The organism is Nocardiopsis sp. iso_40 (assembly GCF_056173285.1).
This window is the reverse complement of record NZ_CM149666.1, coordinates 3,204,294-3,221,339: the sequence shown is the minus strand read 5'-3', so window position 1 is coordinate 3,221,339 and position 17,046 is coordinate 3,204,294. Positions and strand designations below refer to the sequence as shown.

The following is a 17,046-nucleotide window of genomic DNA, read 5'->3' as shown; positions in this document are numbered from 1 at the left end:
CAGCGCTCTCGTGTGAACGTTCCTCCCGGTGAACGGACTTACCCACCTGCATACTCACTGGTAATAGGGTTACGCCCGATATGTGTGTCTATGTGTTTGCGTGAGGAGCGGTGATGAGGGCGAGCGACTCGGCCCCGGACAGGACACCGGAACCCGCGCCCGCGCCCGCGCCGGGCGGGGACGAGGCGCCCCTGTCCGCGCTCAGGGGCCTGGTGACGCTGGGATCTGAGGACGCGCCCGCGTGCTCGGACGGAAACTGCTGGTGAGGGGAAGATCCGTGCAGGTCGAAGTGTGGTCCGACATCGTGTGCCCGTGGTGCTACATCGGTAAGCGGCGCCTGGAGAAGGCCCTGGCGGGCTTCGAGCACGCCGAGGGGGTCGAACTGGTCTGGCGCAGCTTCCAGCTCGACCCCGCCTTCCCCAAGGGGGTCCGGGAACCGGTCTACGACTCCCTGGCCAAGAAGATGAACGCCACACGCGACCAGGTCCGGGAGATGACCGGGCAGGTCAAGGAGGTGGCGGCGCAGGAAGGGCTCGACTACGAGTTCGAGAACGCCGTCATGGTCAACACCTTCGACGCCCACCGGCTCACCCACCTGGCCCGGGAGCGGGGTCTGGGCGGTGAGGCCCACGAGCGTTTGATGCGTGCCCAGCTGGTGGAGGCCCGCGTCCTGGACGACGTGGACACCCTGGTGGAGCTGGCCGAGGAGATCGGTCTGGACCCCGGGCAGGCCCGCACCGTCCTGACCGGTGACGCCTACACCGCCGGGGTCGAGGACGACATCCGCACCGCCCGGCAGCTGGGCGCCACCGGGGTGCCGTTCTTCGTGCTGGACCGCGCCTTCGGTGTCTCGGGCGCCCAGCCGCTGGAGGTGTTCACCGCGGCGCTGGAGAAGGCCCACGCCCAGCAGGCCTAGGAGTCCCGCGGGCAGGATCCCCCGTACGGGGGAGGCCGCGTCACCTCTGTTGGGGAGGCGCGTACGGGGGCGGCGCAACAGGGTGGAGGTGAAGGACACCCACCCCTGAAGGAGTCGCTCATGTGCGCCCCGCCCAGTGGCCGCTCTCCCGGCACCCACCACACCTCCGTCCCCCGGGCCGCCTCCTGGGCCGCGTTGGCCTGGTCGGCCGCGGCACTGGGGTTGGGGCTGGGGTGGCTGACCGGTGTGGTGCCCCCCGGTCTGCCCGAGGCCGGCGCCTTCGGTGCCCTGTTCACCACCGACGACCTGGGCGCGGCCGTCGTGACGACCTCCGCGGTCGGCGCCCTCGGGGTGGCTCTGGCCCTGCTGATGACCCGTGGCGCCCTACCCCGCGGCCTCGTGGCGTGCCTGACACAGACGCTGGCCTGGGTGCTGTTCGCCGTGCTGCTGCTGGTCCACGTCGAGTCCGCCCTGCTGGTGTGGTTGGGCTACGGCCTGGCCATGCCGGTGCTGGTGTGGGTGGAACCGTCCCTGGGAGCGGACTACGTCATCCTGACCCTGTCCCCTCCCCTGCTCCGGACGCTGTTCTTCACCGCGGGCGCGGGGATCTGGGCGTGGGCGGCGCTGACCCACCGCAGGCGGCGGCTTCAGGGGTGCGCGCGGTGCGGCCGCACCGCGGCGTGGTCCCCCGGCGTCGAACGCGCGTTGCGGGGGCGGGCACTGCGCACGGGCAGGGTCGCGGTGGCCTGCGCCTTCGTCCTGGCCCTGCTCTATCCGGCGCTGCGAGTGCCGTGGCTGTTCGGGTACTCGCCGGGGTTGGAGGAGGAAGCCTTCACCGCGGTCAGGGCGGACCCGGTCATGCTGGCGATCGGTCTGGGGCTGGGGTCGGCGGGTGTGGCGGGTGCCGTGCTCATGCTGGGTCTGGTCCAGGGTTGGGGTGTGCGTTTTCCCCGCTGGATGGTGGGGCTGGCCGGGCGCCGGGTGCCGGTGGCCTTGGCGGTGGTGCCCGCGTCCCTGGTGGCGGTGGCCCTGGTGGGGATGGGCCGCAGTGCCGTGGTGCAGACCTGGCGGCTGGGCGGGATCGAGCCCGGGACGGGGGTGCACACGGTGGTCTTCGGGGCGATGTCCCTGTGGGCCGTGGCCCTGGCGGTGGCCACCGCCGCCTACGCGGTGCGGCGGCGCGCCGGGTGCGGGGTGTGCGGTCGGGGGCTGCCGGAGGCCTGGCCGGTGCCGGCTCCGAGGGTTCTGTCCCGGGGGGACTGACCCCTGTTTGCGGGGGCTGCCCGCGGTGGTTCGGGGCTCGGCGCCCCGGTGGTCCGAGGACGGGGCGGCGCCCCGCTCCCCCGGTCGGGGAAGGGGCGCCGCCCCGTGGCGGTGTGTGCCCGGGTCCTACTGGACGGGGACCGCGGGGATCTCACCGAAGGCGCCCGCGTACAGGGTCATCTCCTCGACCTCGGGGCCGGGGGCGGGGAAGACCGACAGGGCCAGGTACTCCTCACCCGGGGAGAGGGTGAGGATCTCGTCGGCGAAGTCCTCGTACTCGCCCTCGGCGGTGCGGATCCGGATCACGTAGCGGATGATGCCGCTGTCGGGCTCCTCCAGGCGGAAACCGCCCATGGTGCCCTCGGTGTACTGCTGGGGGCTGCCGGGCAGGGAGGCCTCGTCGCCGTCCAGGTCCGCCTCCAGGTCTGTCAGGGTGGAGTTCTGGAACCCCACCACCTGGAACAGGTAGGCGCCGTCGCGCACCATGGGGTAGACGTTCAGGTCCAGGTCGTTGTGGGTGACTGTGGTGACGGGGTCCAGTTCCTCGTAGTAGGGGGCCGGTGCGCCGACGTGGCGTTTGGCGGCGTCCAGTCCCGGGCCGCCCTCCTCGGAGTCGGTTCCGCCCATGGGGACCTCGTAGGAGAACTCCACCCGGCGGTTGCGGGCGCGGGCCTGTTCGTCGTCGTCCCCGCCCTCCTGGGCGAGCAGTTCGTCGCTGCCCCGTCCCTCGGTGGTCAGGGTGAAGCCCGCCCCCAGTTCCTCCTCCAGCAGTTCGCGCACGGCCTCGGCGCGGTCCTGGGACAGGGTCTGGTTGTAGTCGTCGGAGCCCTTGCCGTCGGTGTGGCCGATGATGGTGATCTCGGCGCCCTCGACGAGGTTCTCGCGCAGGGACTGGGCGGCCTCCCGGATGGTGCCTGCGGCCTCGTCGGTGGGGTCGGCCTCGTCGAACGCGAACATGTTGTCCGCGTGCAGGGCGATGACCTCCCGGTCGCCCGCGCGGGTGGTGGAGGCGGTGGTGGTGTCCACGAAGCTCTCCATCGACTGGACGAACCCGGTGGTGTCCAGGTCCGGTTCGGGGGGTGTTTCGGGGTAGACGAGCTCTTCGGGCAGTTCGTTGTCCATCAACCAGGTCTCGGGGTCGATGTAGTCGTGGACGTCGGGTTCGGGCAGGTCGGTGAACTCGTCGACGTAGCTGACGGGGATGCCGGGCACGTGCCCGGCGGTGGCGCCGGTCAGGGTCAGGAACTCCACGTCCTCGCTGGGCGCGGGGAAGTAGCGGCGGATGGGTGAGGGGATCTCCTCGTGGACGGGGGTGAGTTCGCTGCCCTCGATGAAGTAGCTGCCGTAGGGTTGGCCGTGCTCTTCACTGGTGATGGGCAGCAGGACCTCGCCGGAGACGGGGTCGACCAGCCGCAGGGGCGCGCCGGCGTAGGAGATGTCCTCGCCGGTGATGTGCTCCAGGATGTTGCGGCTGATGTCGAGCATGAGGTATTCGCCGTTGTTCTCCAGGGCCTTCACGGAGATCTCCACGGCGACGTCGTTGCCCCCCTCGACGAACATGCGTCCCTGGCGGACGAAGGGGAGTTCGACGTCCTCGGCCGCGACCTCCTGGGTGGTTTCCTCGGCGGCGGGCTCCTCCTGGGCCTGCTCCGGGTTCAGGTCGCGGATCAGGCCGCAGGAGCTGAGGGCCAGGCTCAGCGCGATGACCAGGCTGGTCGCGCCAAGGGCTCGTGTGGGCATGGTCGGGGGACTCCCTCGCGGTGGTGCTGTGGTCCGGCGGGGGCGCCGGGATGGTTCCTCAGCCGCTCAGACGCGTGGCGGAGCGGGATGGTTCGGGGAGTGTACCGATCGGTGCCTCCGGAAGGGCCGACGCGGGTGCAGCCCCTCCCCCGGGAGATCGGGAAGGGGCCGCGGTCGGGGGGCTGTCGCCTCCTACAGGGTGATGGTCTTGGTGAGCGAGCCGGTGGCGCCGGTCTCGTCGGTGACGGTCAGGGTGACGGTGTAGGTGCCCGGGCCGTCGTAGAAGTGCCAGGTGGTGGCTCCGGTGCCGGTGGTGCCGTCGCCGAAGTCCCAGCTGTAGGAGACGATCGGGGCGTCGCCGGCGCTGGAGTCGGACGCGTCCAGGCTGCAGTAGTACCACCAGGTGTAGCAGGACCCGGTGAAGTCGGCGGTGGGCGCGGTGTGGTCGGGGGTGCCCACGGTCACCTCGACGGTGTCGGAGTTGGTCGCTCCGGTCTCGTCGGTGACGGTCAGGGTGACGGTGTAGGTGCCCTCACCGGTGTAGGTGTGGGAGGTGGTGGTGCCGGTGCCGGTGGTGCCGTCGCCGAAGTCCCATGCGTAGTCGGTGATCTGCCCGGCGGAGCCGGATCCGTCGAAGGAGCAGGTCAGGGTGGCGTCGTCACAGGACTCGGAGATGTCGGCCACGGGGCCGTCGGGCGGGGTGGTGGCGCCGTCGCCGGGGAAGGTGTCGGGGTCGCCCACGTCGAGCAGGGGCTCGTGGTCGCCGTCGCCGGAGGTGTCGGTCCAGTCGTGGTTTCCGGCCTCGGTCAGGGTCTGGTAGAGGGCCAGGACGCCGGCGCGGTCGGTGGGTTTGGCGGAGCCGGTGGCGAGCAGGGCCAGGCCGCCCGCGGCGTGCGGTGAGGCCATGGAGGTGCCGCTGATGGTGTTGTAGCCGCCGCCGGGCCAGGTGGAGGTGATGCAGGAGCCGGGGGCGGCGATGTCGACGGTGGTGCCGAAGTTGGAGAAGCTGGACAGGGTGTCGTCGGAGTCGCTGCGGCAGGACAGGGTTCCGCCGTTGCCGCCGGGGGCGCCGTCGGAGTCGGCGAGGGAGGAGACGGTGAGTACGTCGGGGTGGTTGGCGGGGAAGAAGTTCGCCGAGTCGCTTGAGCTGTTGCCCGCGGCCACGGCGTAGGCGACGCCCTCGGCCACGGAGTTGGTGATGGCCTGGCTCAGCGCCTGGTCGGTGCAGCCCTCACAGCCGAGGCTCATGTTGGCCACGCCGATCTGGTCGGCGTTGGCGGTGACGTAGTCCACGCCCGCGGCGATCCCGGCGAGGGTGCCGCTGCCGCCCGAGGACAGGACCTGCACGTTCCATACGTCGGCGCCGGGGGCGACACCGACCACGCCCAGGCCGTTGTCGATGGCGGCTGCGCTGCCCGCGACGTGGGTGCCGTGGCCGTTGCCGTCGGAGGCGGTGTTGGACACGCAGGTGCCGCTGGTGCAGTCGACCGACTCCACGACGTTGAGGTCGGGGTGGGAGCCGTCCACTCCGGTGTCCAGGACGGCGACGGCCACGTCGGGAACGTAGTCTTCTGAGCCGTTGACCTGGAGGTTGGGGTTGTCGGGGGCGAAGGTCCGGGCGATGCCGTCGGGGGTCTGCTGGTCGAAGGTCTCGACGACCTGGTCCTCCTGCACGTAGGCCACGTCGGTGTCCTGGAGCAGGTCGGCGGCGTCGGCGGCGGTCATTTCCGCGGCGTAGCCGGTGAGGGCGTGTTCGTAGACGCCCAAGGGGGCGTCGCCGTTGCGGTCGGCGACGTCGTTGGGGTCGGCGTCCTCGTCCAGGACGACGATGTAGGTGCGTTCAGTGGGGTCGTTCGTGTTGAGGAAGGAGGGCAGATCGGGTTCTGCTGCGGCGGGTGCCACTGCCAGGATCGGCAGTAGGGCAGCAGCCGCGATCACTGCACCGAACTTGCGCATGTGTGCGGGGACCCTTCTGTGGGGGGATTGGGGAAGGGTGGCCACCCGAGAGTCATGATCTGTTGCGCGGTGCGGCCAGACAATACGTAGTTACTACGTAGTTCGGTCCGTTGTCGGGGACCACGTAGTGGGTTCGGGGCTCGTGGGGGCGGTCAGGTCGCGGCGTGAGCGCAGGCCGAGTTTGGCCAGGGCGTTGGCCACGTGGGTTTCCACGGTGCGTGGTGAAAGGTGCAGCAGTGCGGCGATCTCGCGGTTGGTGTGGCCCTGGGCGGCCAGCACGGTGATCTCGTTCTCCCGGGGTGAGAGGCGGTTGTCCCCCGTGCCCCCGCTTCTGGCGGGGGGTACGGCCACGCCGTGCTCGCGCAGTCGGCGGCGGACCCGTGCGGCGTCCCAGGTGGCGCCGAGTTCGGTGTACTCGGCCAGGGCCGCCTGGAGCGCGGTCACCCCCAGCGCCGGGTCCTGTCCCCGGGCCGAGGCCAGGTGGGTGCGGGCGCTGGCCTCGCGGGCCAGTGCGGCGTCGTAGGGGCGGGGCATCTCCCGGTAGGCGGCTTCGGCCTCGGTGTACAGGTGCAGGGCCCGGTCGTGGTGGCCGCGGTGGTGGGCCAGGGCGGCCTCGAACCGGACCAGGGCGGCCTGGGCGGCGGGGGCGCTGGTACCGCGCAGGCCAGCGCGCAGCCGGGTGCACAGGTCCTGGGCCACGGCGTGGCGTCGGCACAGCAGCAGGGCCTCCATGCCCGGGACCAGGTCGGCGGCCCACACCCAGATGCCTTTGCTGGCGATCAGGGTGACCAGGCCCTCCACCTGTTTCCAGGCGGTGTTCGGGTCTTCCTGGGCCAGGGCCAGGCGGGCCAGGAGTCCGGCGGCGAAGGCGCGTACGGGCACGGTGTAGTCGGGGCCCTGGGGGTGGGGGCCGGGCAGGATCCGTTCCAGGTGGGTGCGGGCGGTGGCCGGGTCGCCCTGGGCCAGGGCCAGGCCCGCGCGGACCACGGTGAGTTCGGCGGTGACCGAGTGCAGGTGGGCCAGGCGGCGGGAACGCAGGTCGTGTTCGGTGCGTTCGGCCAGGTCGGACCAGTGTCCGCGGTTCCAGTCCAGGATCAGGTGCAGGACGCGGGCGCTCTCGTGGATGTAGGGGTCGCAGGATCCGGTGGCGTCGCTCAGGTGCCGGTCGGCGCGGTCGTAGTGGCCCAGGATGACGGCGGCGTCGGCGAGGTTGAGGGAGGCGCGGGCGAATTCGCGGCGCCGGGCCAGGGCCCGGGGGTCGGTGCGGGGTGAGGTGGTGCCGGGGTCGGGCAGGGCCACCTCCCAGGCGGCGGGGTCGCCGATCTGGGCGAGCAGGGTGGCCTGGTTGACGCGCACGGTCTGGTCCACCGCCGGGTCCTGGCTGCGTTGGGCGGCCGTCACGGCCTGTTCCATCCAGCGGCGGTGGGTGGAGACCGGGTCGGGGGTGGAGCGGGGTACGGCCAGGGCGCACATGACCCGGGCGGCCAGGGCGGGGCGTGAGGAGAGTTCGGCGGCGGCGCGGACGAGTTCGCCGCGGGCGCAGCGGTTCTGGGAGGCCTGGTTGAGCAGGAGCAGGCCCAGTTCCATCCGGAGTTCTCCGCGTTCGGGCGCCGACAGGCCGGGGGTGTCCAGGACGTCGCGCAGCAGGTCGATGGTGTGTTCGGCGGACAGGCCGGTCAGGGCGGCCCGGCCGAGTTTGAGGGCGAGGGCGCAGCGGCGCTGCGGCGGTAGGGAGTCGCGGCTGAGGGCGTCGCGCAGCAGGGCGACGGCGGTGGCGTCCTCGCCGCGGGTCAGGGCCTGGTCGGCGGCGTGTTCGGCGTGGTCGGTCCAGGTGTCCAGGAGTCCGGCTTCGCGGGCGTGGTGGGCCATCCGGTCGTGGGGCGGCTCGTCCTGTTCGCCCAGGACGTGCAGGCTGGCCCGGTGCAGGTGGCGGCGTCTGTCGCGGGGCAGGGCGGTGTAGCAGGCCTGGCGCAGTAGCGGGGTGCGCAGGGCCAGGGTGGTCGGGTCGGCGGGGTGTAGCAGGCCGCGTTGGTGGGCGCGGGCCAGGGCCCTGTCGGCGCGGGTTTCGGGGAGGTCGGCCACGCGGGCCAGTTGGGCGTCGGTGGCGGGCCGGTCCAGGACGCAGGCCGCGCGTACCAGGCGGCGGGTGTCGCGGTCCACTGAGCGCAGTTGGTCCAGGAGCCAGTCGCGCAGGGGTGCGGGCACGGGCGGGGCGGTGGGGACGGCGGGTTCGCCCGGGGCGGTGGGCAGGTGGGACAGGTGGTGCAGGGTCTCGACCACGGCCAGGGGGAGCCCGCCGGTCCAGGTGTGCAGGCGTCGGGCGTCGGTGGCGGTGGGGTCGGTGGTGAGCAGGTGCTGGGCCAGGGTGTGGACGTGTTCGACGGACAGCGGGCCCAGGGTGATCTCGTGGTGGCTGGTGCCGGGCGGGGTGCGGGCGGCCAGGGCGGCGACGGGGAAGGTGTGCGGGAGTTCCTCGGGCCGGTAGGTCAGGACCAGGGTGAGGTTCGGGGGCAGGCGGGGCGCCAGGTAGGCGAGCAGGTCGCGGGTGGGCGGGTCGATCCACTGCATGTCCTCGAGGACGAGGACGGCGGGGCCCAGGGCGCCCAGGAGTTCGGTGAGGGCGCGGTAGGTGCGGTGGTGTTCCGCTGCGGGGCCGACCGGGGGCAGCGGTGGCGGCAGGGCGGTGCCGTGTTCGGGCAGCAGCGGCGCCAGGGCGCCGCACAGCGGGCTGAGGCCGGTGGGGATCGGGGCTTCGCGCAGGGCCTCGATGACGGGGGCGTAGGGGAAGGGGGCGGCGCGGGGCGGGCAGTGGCCGGTCAGTACGGTGCCGCTGGTGGCCTCGTGCAGTTCCTGGACCAGGCGGGTCTTGCCTGTTCCTGCCGTCCCTGCCAGCAGGACGATGGTTGCGGGAACCGCTGCCTCGCGCAGCTGCCGTCGTTCGGCCTCGCGCCCGACGAGTGGGGGGGAGCACACGCGGTCACGGTATAGCGACAGCGGGCTGTGCGGTAGGGGGAGGGCTGTTACGTATCGGCTTCGTCGCCGATGGGTTTCCGGAGCGGCAGGTGGTGGAGACCGTGAACTGTGGCGCCCGGTGCGAGGGGCTGATTCGATGTGGGCATGGCGTGTCCCCGGGGGGCGGCACGGTCGGGCAAGGGCGGGCGCGTTCGCCTCACGGAGGTGGTGTTCGCGGTCGTAGCGGTGCTGGCCGGGGTGCTGACCGAGGGACACGGAGCCGACCGAAACCCCCCACCCGGAAAGAGTCCGACTGATGTATCTGAGCAGGCAGGAAGCCTCCGCGGCCGTCGCCGACCTGGGCTGGCGTTACCTGTTGGGGAACCTGCGCACCTGTGTTCCGGTCTCCTCGATGGCCCGTGCCGCCGAGGTGGGTGCGATCGCGGTGGATGCCTGCGGGCCGCGCGCGGACGCACACCTGAGCGTCGACCTGCGGCCCCGCCGGGTTGTGTTGACCCTGCAGACGGCCGAGGTGGCCGACCTGACCAGGACCGACCTGGACCTGGCCAGGCGCGTCAGCGCCGCGCTGGAGCGGGCCGGGGCCCGCACGGGGGCCGACACCGGCGACGGGGCCGGCGGGGCGCCCAGAGCGGTCCAGATGTTGGAAATCGCTGTCGACGCCCTGTGCCCCGAGCGGATCCGCCCGTTCTGGAGGGCGGTCCTGGGATACGTCGGTGAGCCCGGCCACGACGGCCCCCGGGACCCGCTGGTGGATCCGCTCGGCCAGGGCCCGGCGGTGTGGTTCCAGCAGATGGAGCACCCCCGTCCCCAGCGCAACCGCATCCACTTCGACGTGTGCGTGCCCCACGACGAGGCGCGGTCCCGGTTGCGGGTCGCTCTGGGGGCGGGAGGCGTCCTGGTCGCCGACGAGCGCGCCCCGGCGTTTTGGGTGCTGGCCGACGCCGAGGGCAACGAGGTCTGCGTGACCACCTGGCAGAACCGGGACTGACCCGCCCGGCCGTCAACGAAGGCAGGGCCGAACCACGCAACTTCCCCGGCCCGGTCCCCGGGGACCGCCAGGGTCCCGGGGGCCGGGCCGGGAGCGCTCAGCCCACCGGTTCGGCGCTGCGGCCGCCCTCCATGCCCGCCAGGAGGGCGTTGACGTCGCGCACGCAACCGCCGCACCCGGTGGTGGCGCGGGTGCGCTCGGCGATGGTCTCGCGGGTGCGGGCCCCGTCCAGCCAGGCCTGCTCGATGTCCTCGCGGCTGACCGCGTTGCACCGGCACACCAGCGCCGGGGCGGCCTGGGGGTCCTCCTGCGGGGCCACGGGCAGCCCCTGGATCAGGGCGAGCCGGTCGGCGGGCACCGGGGCGCCGGTGTCGTAGAGCTGGGACAGGTTCGCCGCGGCCTGCGGGAAACCGAGCAGGACCGCGCCGACCACCCGTTCCCGGTGGACCGCGAGCTTGGCGTAGCGGCGCCCGTGCGGGTCGCTGACCGTGACCGTCTCCGTCTCCGGGCCCAGGTCCTCCTGCTGGACCAGGCCGAACGCGGTGAGTTCGATGCCCTCGGCCTTGAGGCGGGTCAGCGGGCGCGCCCCCGTGTAACGCGCCTGGGGCGCCTGCCCGGTGAGCCGCCGGGCCAGTACCGAGGCCTGCTCCCACCCGGGTTGGACCAGGCCGGCGCCGCCGCCGGGGTGCTGGGCGCAGTCACCGATGGCGTGCACCCGGGAGTCGGAGGTGGCCAGGCAGTCGTCCACCACAACGCCGTGCTCGACCTCGATTCCGGCGCCGGTGGCCAGTTCGGTGTTGCCGCGGACCCCTGCGGTGACCACCAGGGCGTCGCCGGGCAGGACCCGGCCGTCGTCCAGCTCCAGGCCGGTCCCGGGGATCCATCGGGAGGCCACCCGCCACGAGTGCACGCTCACCCCCAGGTCCTCGTAGCAGCGGGCCAGGGTCCGGGCGGCGTCCTGGTCGATCTGGCGGCGCATGATCCAGGGCGAGGACTCCACGACGCACACCCGGGCTCCGCGCCCGACCAGGCCCCGGGCGGCCTCCAACCCCAGGACCCCGCCGCCCAGGACCACCACCGGCGCGCCGGGGCGGGCCAGGGCGAGCAGCCGTTCGCAGTCGGCGAGGTCGCGCAGCGCGGTGACGCCCTCGCCGGGCCGGCCGTCGGGGGCCGTGACCCCGGTGATGGGCGGGAAGGCGGCGCGGGCGCCGGTGGCCAGGACCAGTTCGTCGTAGGTCAGGTGGGTGCCGTCGTCCAGGTCCACGCGGCGCTCGGCGGTGTCCAGGCCGGTGGCGGCCACGCCCAGGCGCACGTTGACGCCGGGGGTGTCGGGCATCGGCAGACTGATCTGGTCGGGGGTGTACTCTCCGGCGACCACGCCCGAGAGCAGCACCCGGTTGTAGGCCCGGTGGTGCTCGGCACCCACCACGGTGACGTGGACGCGCTCGCCGTCGGGGTCCAGGCGGGCGACCTCCTCGGCGAAGCGGGCGCCGACCATGCCGTTGCCCACGACGACGATCCGACGCGGTGACGCGCTCTGCACGGTGCTCAACTGCTGCCTCCTGGTGGGGTGGTGCCTGCCCGGGCGGCCTCGGCCGGGAACTGCGGCGGCGGGTCGGTTCCCGCACGGGTTCGAGGGACGGGTGCGGTGGTCAGGGGGTGCCCGGGGTGGCGGGTGCGGGTTCCAGGCGTACGGCGCTGACCTTGAACTCCGGCATGCGGCTGGTGGGGTCCAGCGCCGGGTGGGTGAGGTTGTTGGCGGACTGGGCGCCCGCGTAGTGGAAGGGCAGGAACACCGTGTCCAGGCGGGCCGTGGGGTCCAGGCGCACCCGGGCGGTGGTGTGGCCCCTGCGTGAGGTGATCCGGGCCAGGTCACCGGCGTCCAGGCCGGCGCGGGCGGCGGTGTCCGGGTGCACCTGCACGTACACCTCGGGTTCGGCTCCGTGGAGTTCGGGCACCCGGCGGGTCTGGGCCCCGGACTGGTAGTGGCCCATGAGCCGTCCCGTGGTGGCGATGAGCGGGTGGTCGTCGTCGGGTTCCTCGGCCGGGGGCCGGTGTGCGACGGGAACGAACCGGGCGCGCCCGTCGGGGTGGGCGAAGGAGTCCAGGAACAGGCGGGGCGTGGGCTCCTGGCCCGCGCGCACCGGCCAGTGCAGGGCCTCCCCCGAGGCCAACCGTTCGGGGGTGACGCCGGAGTAGTCGGCCGCTCCCCCGGCCGAGGCGGCGCCCAGTTCGGCCAGGACGGTGTCGGGGTCGGTGGGGAAGCGCTCGGCGGGCTGGCCCAGCCGCACGGCCAGGGCGGAGAGCACCTCCAGGTCGGTGCGCACCCCCTCGGGCGGCGGCACGGCCCGCCTGCGGCGCAGCACGCGCCCCTCCAGGTTGGTCATGGTGCCCGACTCCTCGGCCCACTGGGCCACCGGCAGGACCACGTCGGCCAGGGCGGCGGTTTCGGAGAGTACGAAGTCGGCGGCCACCAGCAGGTCCAGGTCGCACAGCCGGGAGCGGACACGCTCGCTGTCGGGGGCCGAGACCACCGGGTTGGAGCCGAACAGCAGCATCGCCCGCGGGCCGCCGGGGGTGCCCAGGGCGTCCAGGAGTTCGAAGGCGCTGCGGCCCGGTCCGGGCAGTGTGTCGGGGTGCACGCCCCACACCCCGGCCACGTGGCGTCGTGCCTGGGGGTCGTCGATCCTGCGGTACCCGGGCAGCTGGTCGGCCTTTTGGCCGTGTTCGCGCCCGCCCTGGCCGTTGCCCTGGCCCGTGATGCACCCGTAGCCCGAACCCTGGCGGCCGGGCAGGCCCAGGGCCAGGGCGAGGTTGATCCAGGCCGAGACGGTGTCGGTGCCCTTGGCGTGCTGTTCGGTGCCGCGCCCGGTCAGCACGTAGGCGGACCGGGCGCGCGCGGCCCGTCCCAACAGGTCGGCGGCGGCGCGGATCTGGCTGGCGGGCACCCCGGTGGTGAGTTCGGCGTGCTCGGGCCACCAGGCGGCGGCGTGCTCCCATGCCTGCTCGAACCCGCTCGTGCGCTCGGCCACGTAGCCGGTGTCCACCCAGCCCCGGGCGCGGACGGCGTGCAGCAGGCTCAGGGCCAGGGCGAGGTCGGTGCCGGGGCGCGGTGCCAGGTGCAGGCCGCCGTTGTCCAGGGCGACCTGGGCGGTGGCGGTCCGGCGGGGGTCGATGACGATGAGGGCGGGCGCGGACAGGTGTCCCATCATCGGTGGCATGGTCTCGGCGGGGTTGGCCCCGGCGAGCAGGACCGCCTGGGCCGAGCCGACGTCGGTGAGGGGGAAGGGCATGCCCCGGTCCAGGCCGAAGGCGCGCATGCCTCCGGCCGCCGCGGAGGACATGCAGAAGCGGCCGTTGTAGTCGATCTGTGAGGTGCCCAGGGCCAGCCGGGCGAACTTGCCCAGGGCGTAGGACTTCTCGTTGGTCAGGCCGCCGCTGCCGAAGACCGAGACGGTGTCGGGGCCGGATTCGGCGCGCAGCGCCAGGATGCGGTCGGCGACGTGGTCCAGGGCGGTGTCCCAGTCGACCTCGGTGAACTCCGAGGTGCGGTCCTTGCGCAGCAGGGGGCGGGTGAGGCGGTCGGGGACGGTGAGGACCTCGGTGGAGGTCCAGCCCTTGCGGCACAGCCCGCCCCGGTTGGTGGGGAAGTCGGCGGGGCGGGCGGACAGGCGCCCCTGCGGTCCGGTGTCCAGGTGCATGGCGCACTGCAGCGCGCAGTAGGGGCAGTGGGTCCGGGTGCTCTGCGGTGCGGGCTCTGCCGGGTTCATCGGGTGACCGTCTCGGTGGAGGCCGGGGCGGGTGCCGCGGCGGGGGCGGCCGGTCGGCGCATGTACACCAGGTAGGTGATGGCCGCGCAGGCCAGGTAGAAGACCCCGAAGGCGATAAAGCCGGGGGCGGCCGACTCGGTGGCGCGGAAGGATTCGCGGAAGACCAGGTTGATGGCGACGCCGCCCATGGCGCCCATGGCGCCGATCAGGCCGAGCATGGAGCTGGCGATGCGCTTGTTGTAGGAGAGGGTCTCCTCGCGGGGGGCGCCCTGGGCGATGGCGTTCTGGGCCTTGGCGGCGTAGATGGAGGGGATCATCTTGTAGGTGGAGCCGTTGCCGATGCCGGTCAGGACGAACACGACGCAGAAGGCTCCGATGAACAGGGCCAGGGAGTCGGCGTTGATGGCAGCGACGACCACACCGGTGCCGGCGACCATCGCGACGAAGTTCCACAGGGTGACGCGGGCGCCGCCGAAGCGGTCGGCCATCCTGCCGCCGACGGGGCGGATGAGCGAGCCGATCGCCGGGCCCAGGAAGGTGACGGAGGCGGCCTGGAGGGGTTCGAGGCCGAACTGGTTCTGCAGCAGCAGGCCGAAGGCGAACCCGAAGCCGATGAAGGAGCCGAAGGTGCCCACGTACAGGCACGACATGATCCAGAAGTGGCGGTCCTTGGTGGCGGCCAGCTGTGCGGAGGCGTCGCTGCGGGCGCTGGCGAGGTTGTTCATGTGGCGGACCGCGACCCAGATCGCCAGCAGGATGAACGGCACGTAGAACAGCGGGACGAAGTGTCCGGCCTGTGCGGTGAAGAGCGCGATGACGCCGAGGCCCACGAGCTGGACGGTGGCCACCCCGATGTTGCCGCCGCCGGCGTTCATGCCCAGGGCCCAGCCCTTCTCCTTCTCGGGGAAGTAGAAGTTGATGTTGGCCATGGAGGAGGAGAAGTTGCCGCCGCCGATGCCGGCCACGGCCGCCAGGACGAGGAAGAGCCAGTAGGGCGTCTGGGGTGCCTGGATGAGGAAGACGGCCAGGCCGGTGGGGACCAGCAGCATCGTGGAGGAGATGATCGTCCAGTTGCGGCCGCCGAAGAAGGGCACCGCCAGGGTGTAGGGCACACGCAGGACCGCGCCGACGAAGGCGACCACGGACACCAGCAGGAACTTCTGTTCAGGCGCCCAGTCGAACCCGGTGGCGGGGGTCATGAACAGGACCAGGACCGACCAGATACTCCAGATGGAGAAGCCGATGTGCTCGGAGAAGATCGAGGCCCACAGGTTGCGCTTGGCGACGGGGCGTCCCTTCTCCTGCCAGAACGCCTCGTTCTCCGGATCCCAGTCAAAGATCCAGCTCGGTCCGGTGCGTGGCGCGCGTGTTCCGGTCTTGGGGGTCACGACCAGGCCTTCCTGCTTGACGGCTGCTGACGTAACCGAAGGTAGGTAGGGGGCATTGCCTGGAGGTGTCGGGCCGTAACACGCGGGAAACACCTGCCTCACCCGGGCGCCGAAGGTGCGGTGAGACCGGTGTTTTCCCTGGTCGTTCGGGGCATGTCGGAATGGGGAGTGTGTCAGGGAACACTCTCGTGTTCGGGGTGTTGCGGGGGTCGGGCAGGTTCACGATCTCAGATCGCGGCCGAGGAGGCCACCACGGTAGGCGGTTTCCCGGTTGCTGAACGGGACGGTTTCGGGGTGTTTTCCGCTTTGCGGCGCCGGGGGCGGGTCGCCCGGGGCGGTGGCTTGGGCTATTCCTCGCGTTTCTTGGACTGGGAGGCGCCGAAGGCCAGACCGAAGACCAGTCCGAGAGCGATCCCCAGACCCAGGTTGTCGAACAGCATCCCGAAGGCGACGCCGAAGGCCAGTCCGAGAGCGATTCCGGTGCTTTGGCTGTACTTCTTGCTCATGCGTTCTCTCCCCCTGAGTAATTCTGTCCATTATCAGACGTTTCGTCGGTTCTTCGGGTTCCGTGGCAACTCTGGGGAGGAGCCGGGTTGGTGGAGCCCCCAGGAAGGGGCGTGCCCGCCGTGGGGATGCCGCGGCGGGCACGCTGTTTCACCCGGAAGGGCCGGATCAGATACCGAAGGCCGCCGGGTACTGGATGGTGCCGCGCGGGGTGGGGCGCGACGGGTCCAGGGCCAGGGCCATCATGGCCTCGTCCGGGACCTGCATCGGGGCGCACACGCCGAACCCGGAGGCGGGGGTGAACCCGAACCGCGGGTAGTAGTCGGGGTGGCCCAGGACCAGGACGAGGTTCTCCCCCATCGCACGGGCGATCTCCAAGCCGGTGCGGATGGCGGCTGAACCGGCGCCGGTGCGCTGGAACTCGGGCAGGACCGCACACGGGGCCAGTGCCAGGGCCGGTTGGCCGTCGACGTGGCAGCGGGTGAACAGGGCGTACCCGGCGAGGGTGCCCTCGCCGGACTCGGCGACGACGGACAGGCCCTCGATCCACGCCCCGGCATCGGTGCGCAGGGCGTCGACCAGGTCGGCCTCGGCCGGGGTCTGGAAGGCGGCGCTGTTGATCGCGTGAACAGCGGTGGTGTCGGCGCTGGTCTCGGGTCGGGCGGACCAGGCGCGAGCGGAGTGTGACAACTCAAGGACCTTCGTGTTCTGGGGTTCCGCCGTTCGGTCAGGCCGGGACCCGGAGGTTGGGGAGGCTGGGGGCGCTGCTCACGGCGGCGCTGGTCACGACAGTCATCGACTCACCTCGGTGCGCGCGGCCGACTCTCGGCTCCGCGAAGGCCGACGCTAGCAGGGGGCTGGGTGTTTCCCTCAGCGGGAGCAGCGCAGGCACCCCGGGGCGGCACGGTGTTTTCGGTGCCCCTGTGCGGAACCGTTCGGCTGGCTAGGGTGTCTTATCCACGGGGCTTTGCGAGCGCTCGCAAAGCCCCGTGGACACAGTGGTGGGACGGCATGGAGGGTGACGCGGTGGAGCTGTTCGAGGAAGGCGCCAGGGTCCTGACCCAGGAGATGGTCAAGGGCAGCTGGACCATGGTCCAGGGGTGGATCACCCAGATGTTCCAGGGTGATGAGGCCAAGAGGCAGAAGGCCCTGGCCGAGCTGGAGGAGTCCCGCAGGGAACTGGAGGAGGACGGCGGGGAGGCCGTGTCGGCCGAGGAGATGGAGCAGAACTGGAAGACCCAGCTGCGCCGCCTGCTGCGGGAGGACCCCGAGGCCGCCGCCGAGCTGCGCGCGATCCTGGACGAGGCGGCTCCCGAACGCGGCGGGACACAGATCATCACCAACACCGCCCGTGACGTGCACGGAACACTGATCCAGGCGGGCACCGTCGGCGGGGTCGAGCATCACGAGACCCGCTATGGGGGCGACCACATCGACATGCGCGGCGTCGAGGCCGAGGGCGACGTGATCGGCACCCAGCACAACCACGGTGACCGTCCCCGGAAGAGCTAGAGGAACCGCCCGGGTGAGCAACGCAAAGCCCCGGCA

General features: G+C 72.3%; 12 protein-coding genes. 4 read left to right on the top strand and 8 right to left on the bottom strand.

Translation table 11 applies throughout. The features are described 5' to 3' along the window. The first annotated feature begins 277 nt into the window (after positions 1-277). A complete protein-coding gene (locus AC0VYD_RS14145) occupies positions 278-916 on the top strand; it encodes a DsbA family oxidoreductase (RefSeq protein WP_475475997.1) in 639 nt (212 codons plus the stop codon). A gap of 120 nt (positions 917-1,036) precedes the next feature. Then, on the top strand, positions 1,037-2,179 hold the full coding sequence (locus tag AC0VYD_RS14140; protein ID WP_475475996.1) for a hypothetical protein: 1,143 nt from the start codon (positions 1,037-1,039) through the stop codon (positions 2,177-2,179). Positions 2,180-2,305: 126 nt separating this feature from the next. On the opposite strand, the gene AC0VYD_RS14135 is transcribed toward AC0VYD_RS14140, so the two are convergent. The 3 genes from AC0VYD_RS14135 to AC0VYD_RS14125 form a co-directional block, all read right to left on the bottom strand. Further along, positions 2,306-3,919: an OmpA family protein gene (locus AC0VYD_RS14135; protein WP_475475995.1), complete on the bottom strand. Its 1,614-nt coding sequence runs from the start codon at positions 3,917-3,919 to the stop codon at positions 2,306-2,308. Between the two features lie 192 nt (positions 3,920-4,111). After that, positions 4,112-5,875: a S8 family serine peptidase gene (locus AC0VYD_RS14130; RefSeq protein ID WP_475475994.1), complete on the bottom strand. Its 1,764-nt coding sequence runs from the start codon at positions 5,873-5,875 to the stop codon at positions 4,112-4,114. A 93-nt stretch (positions 5,876-5,968) separates the two neighbouring features. After that, positions 5,969-8,848, bottom strand: coding sequence for a helix-turn-helix transcriptional regulator (locus AC0VYD_RS14125; RefSeq protein ID WP_475475993.1), 2,880 nt, complete (start codon positions 8,846-8,848; stop codon positions 5,969-5,971). 295 nt (positions 8,849-9,143) lie between these two features. Here AC0VYD_RS14125 and AC0VYD_RS14120 point away from each other — a divergent pair, with 295 nt between their 5' ends. Beyond that, complete coding sequence (locus AC0VYD_RS14120; protein ID WP_475475992.1) at positions 9,144-9,836, top strand: VOC family protein; 693 nt, start codon at positions 9,144-9,146, stop codon at positions 9,834-9,836. A 97-nt stretch (positions 9,837-9,933) separates the two neighbouring features. Here AC0VYD_RS14120 and AC0VYD_RS14115 read toward each other — a convergent pair whose 3' ends face one another. The 5 genes from AC0VYD_RS14115 to AC0VYD_RS14095 all read right to left on the bottom strand — a co-directional run bounded on the left by AC0VYD_RS14115 (position 9,934) and on the right by AC0VYD_RS14095 (position 16,188). Beyond that, complete coding sequence (locus AC0VYD_RS14115) at positions 9,934-11,388, bottom strand: FAD-dependent oxidoreductase (protein ID WP_475475991.1); 1,455 nt, start codon at positions 11,386-11,388, stop codon at positions 9,934-9,936. Positions 11,389-11,488: 100 nt separating this feature from the next. Next, on the bottom strand, positions 11,489-13,606 hold the full coding sequence (locus AC0VYD_RS14110) for a molybdopterin oxidoreductase family protein (protein WP_475475990.1): 2,118 nt from the start codon (positions 13,604-13,606) through the stop codon (positions 11,489-11,491). Continuing rightward, complete coding sequence (locus AC0VYD_RS14105; protein ID WP_475475989.1) at positions 13,603-14,994, bottom strand: MFS transporter; 1,392 nt, start codon at positions 14,992-14,994, stop codon at positions 13,603-13,605. Before AC0VYD_RS14105 ends, AC0VYD_RS14110 begins: the two co-directional genes overlap by 4 nt. A 347-nt stretch (positions 14,995-15,341) precedes the next feature. Continuing rightward, positions 15,342-15,500, bottom strand: a complete 159-nt coding sequence (locus tag AC0VYD_RS14100; RefSeq protein WP_475475988.1) for a glycine zipper domain-containing protein — start codon at positions 15,498-15,500, stop codon at positions 15,342-15,344. A gap of 166 nt (positions 15,501-15,666) precedes the next feature. After that, positions 15,667-16,188 (bottom strand): GNAT family N-acetyltransferase, encoded by a 522-nt coding sequence (locus AC0VYD_RS14095; RefSeq protein ID WP_475475987.1) that lies wholly within the window; start codon positions 16,186-16,188, stop codon positions 15,667-15,669. Positions 16,189-16,509: 321 nt separating this feature from the next. On the opposite strand from AC0VYD_RS14095, the gene AC0VYD_RS14090 reads away from it, so the two are divergent. Continuing rightward, entirely contained in the window at positions 16,510-17,010 is a 501-nt protein-coding gene (locus AC0VYD_RS14090) for a hypothetical protein (protein ID WP_475475986.1), read from the top strand. Positions 17,011-17,046: the final 36 nt, after the last annotated feature.

What these genes read in the sequence shown, in the direction of transcription:
- AC0VYD_RS14140 (WP_475475996.1), top strand. Translation starts at nt 1,037, where the DNA reads ATGTGCGCCCCGCCCAGTGGCCGCTCTCCCGGCACCCACCACACCTCC.
- AC0VYD_RS14135 (WP_475475995.1), bottom strand. Translation starts at nt 3,919, where the DNA reads ATGCCCACACGAGCCCTTGGCGCGACCAGCCTGGTCATCGCGCTGAGC.
- AC0VYD_RS14130 (WP_475475994.1), bottom strand. Translation starts at nt 5,875, where the DNA reads ATGCGCAAGTTCGGTGCAGTGATCGCGGCTGCTGCCCTACTGCCGATC.
- AC0VYD_RS14120 (WP_475475992.1), top strand. Translation starts at nt 9,144, where the DNA reads ATGTATCTGAGCAGGCAGGAAGCCTCCGCGGCCGTCGCCGACCTGGGC.
- AC0VYD_RS14110 (WP_475475990.1), bottom strand. Translation starts at nt 13,606, where the DNA reads ATGAACCCGGCAGAGCCCGCACCGCAGAGCACCCGGACCCACTGCCCC.
- AC0VYD_RS14100 (WP_475475988.1), bottom strand. Translation starts at nt 15,500, where the DNA reads ATGAGCAAGAAGTACAGCCAAAGCACCGGAATCGCTCTCGGACTGGCC.
- AC0VYD_RS14090 (WP_475475986.1), top strand. Translation starts at nt 16,510, where the DNA reads ATGGAGGGTGACGCGGTGGAGCTGTTCGAGGAAGGCGCCAGGGTCCTG.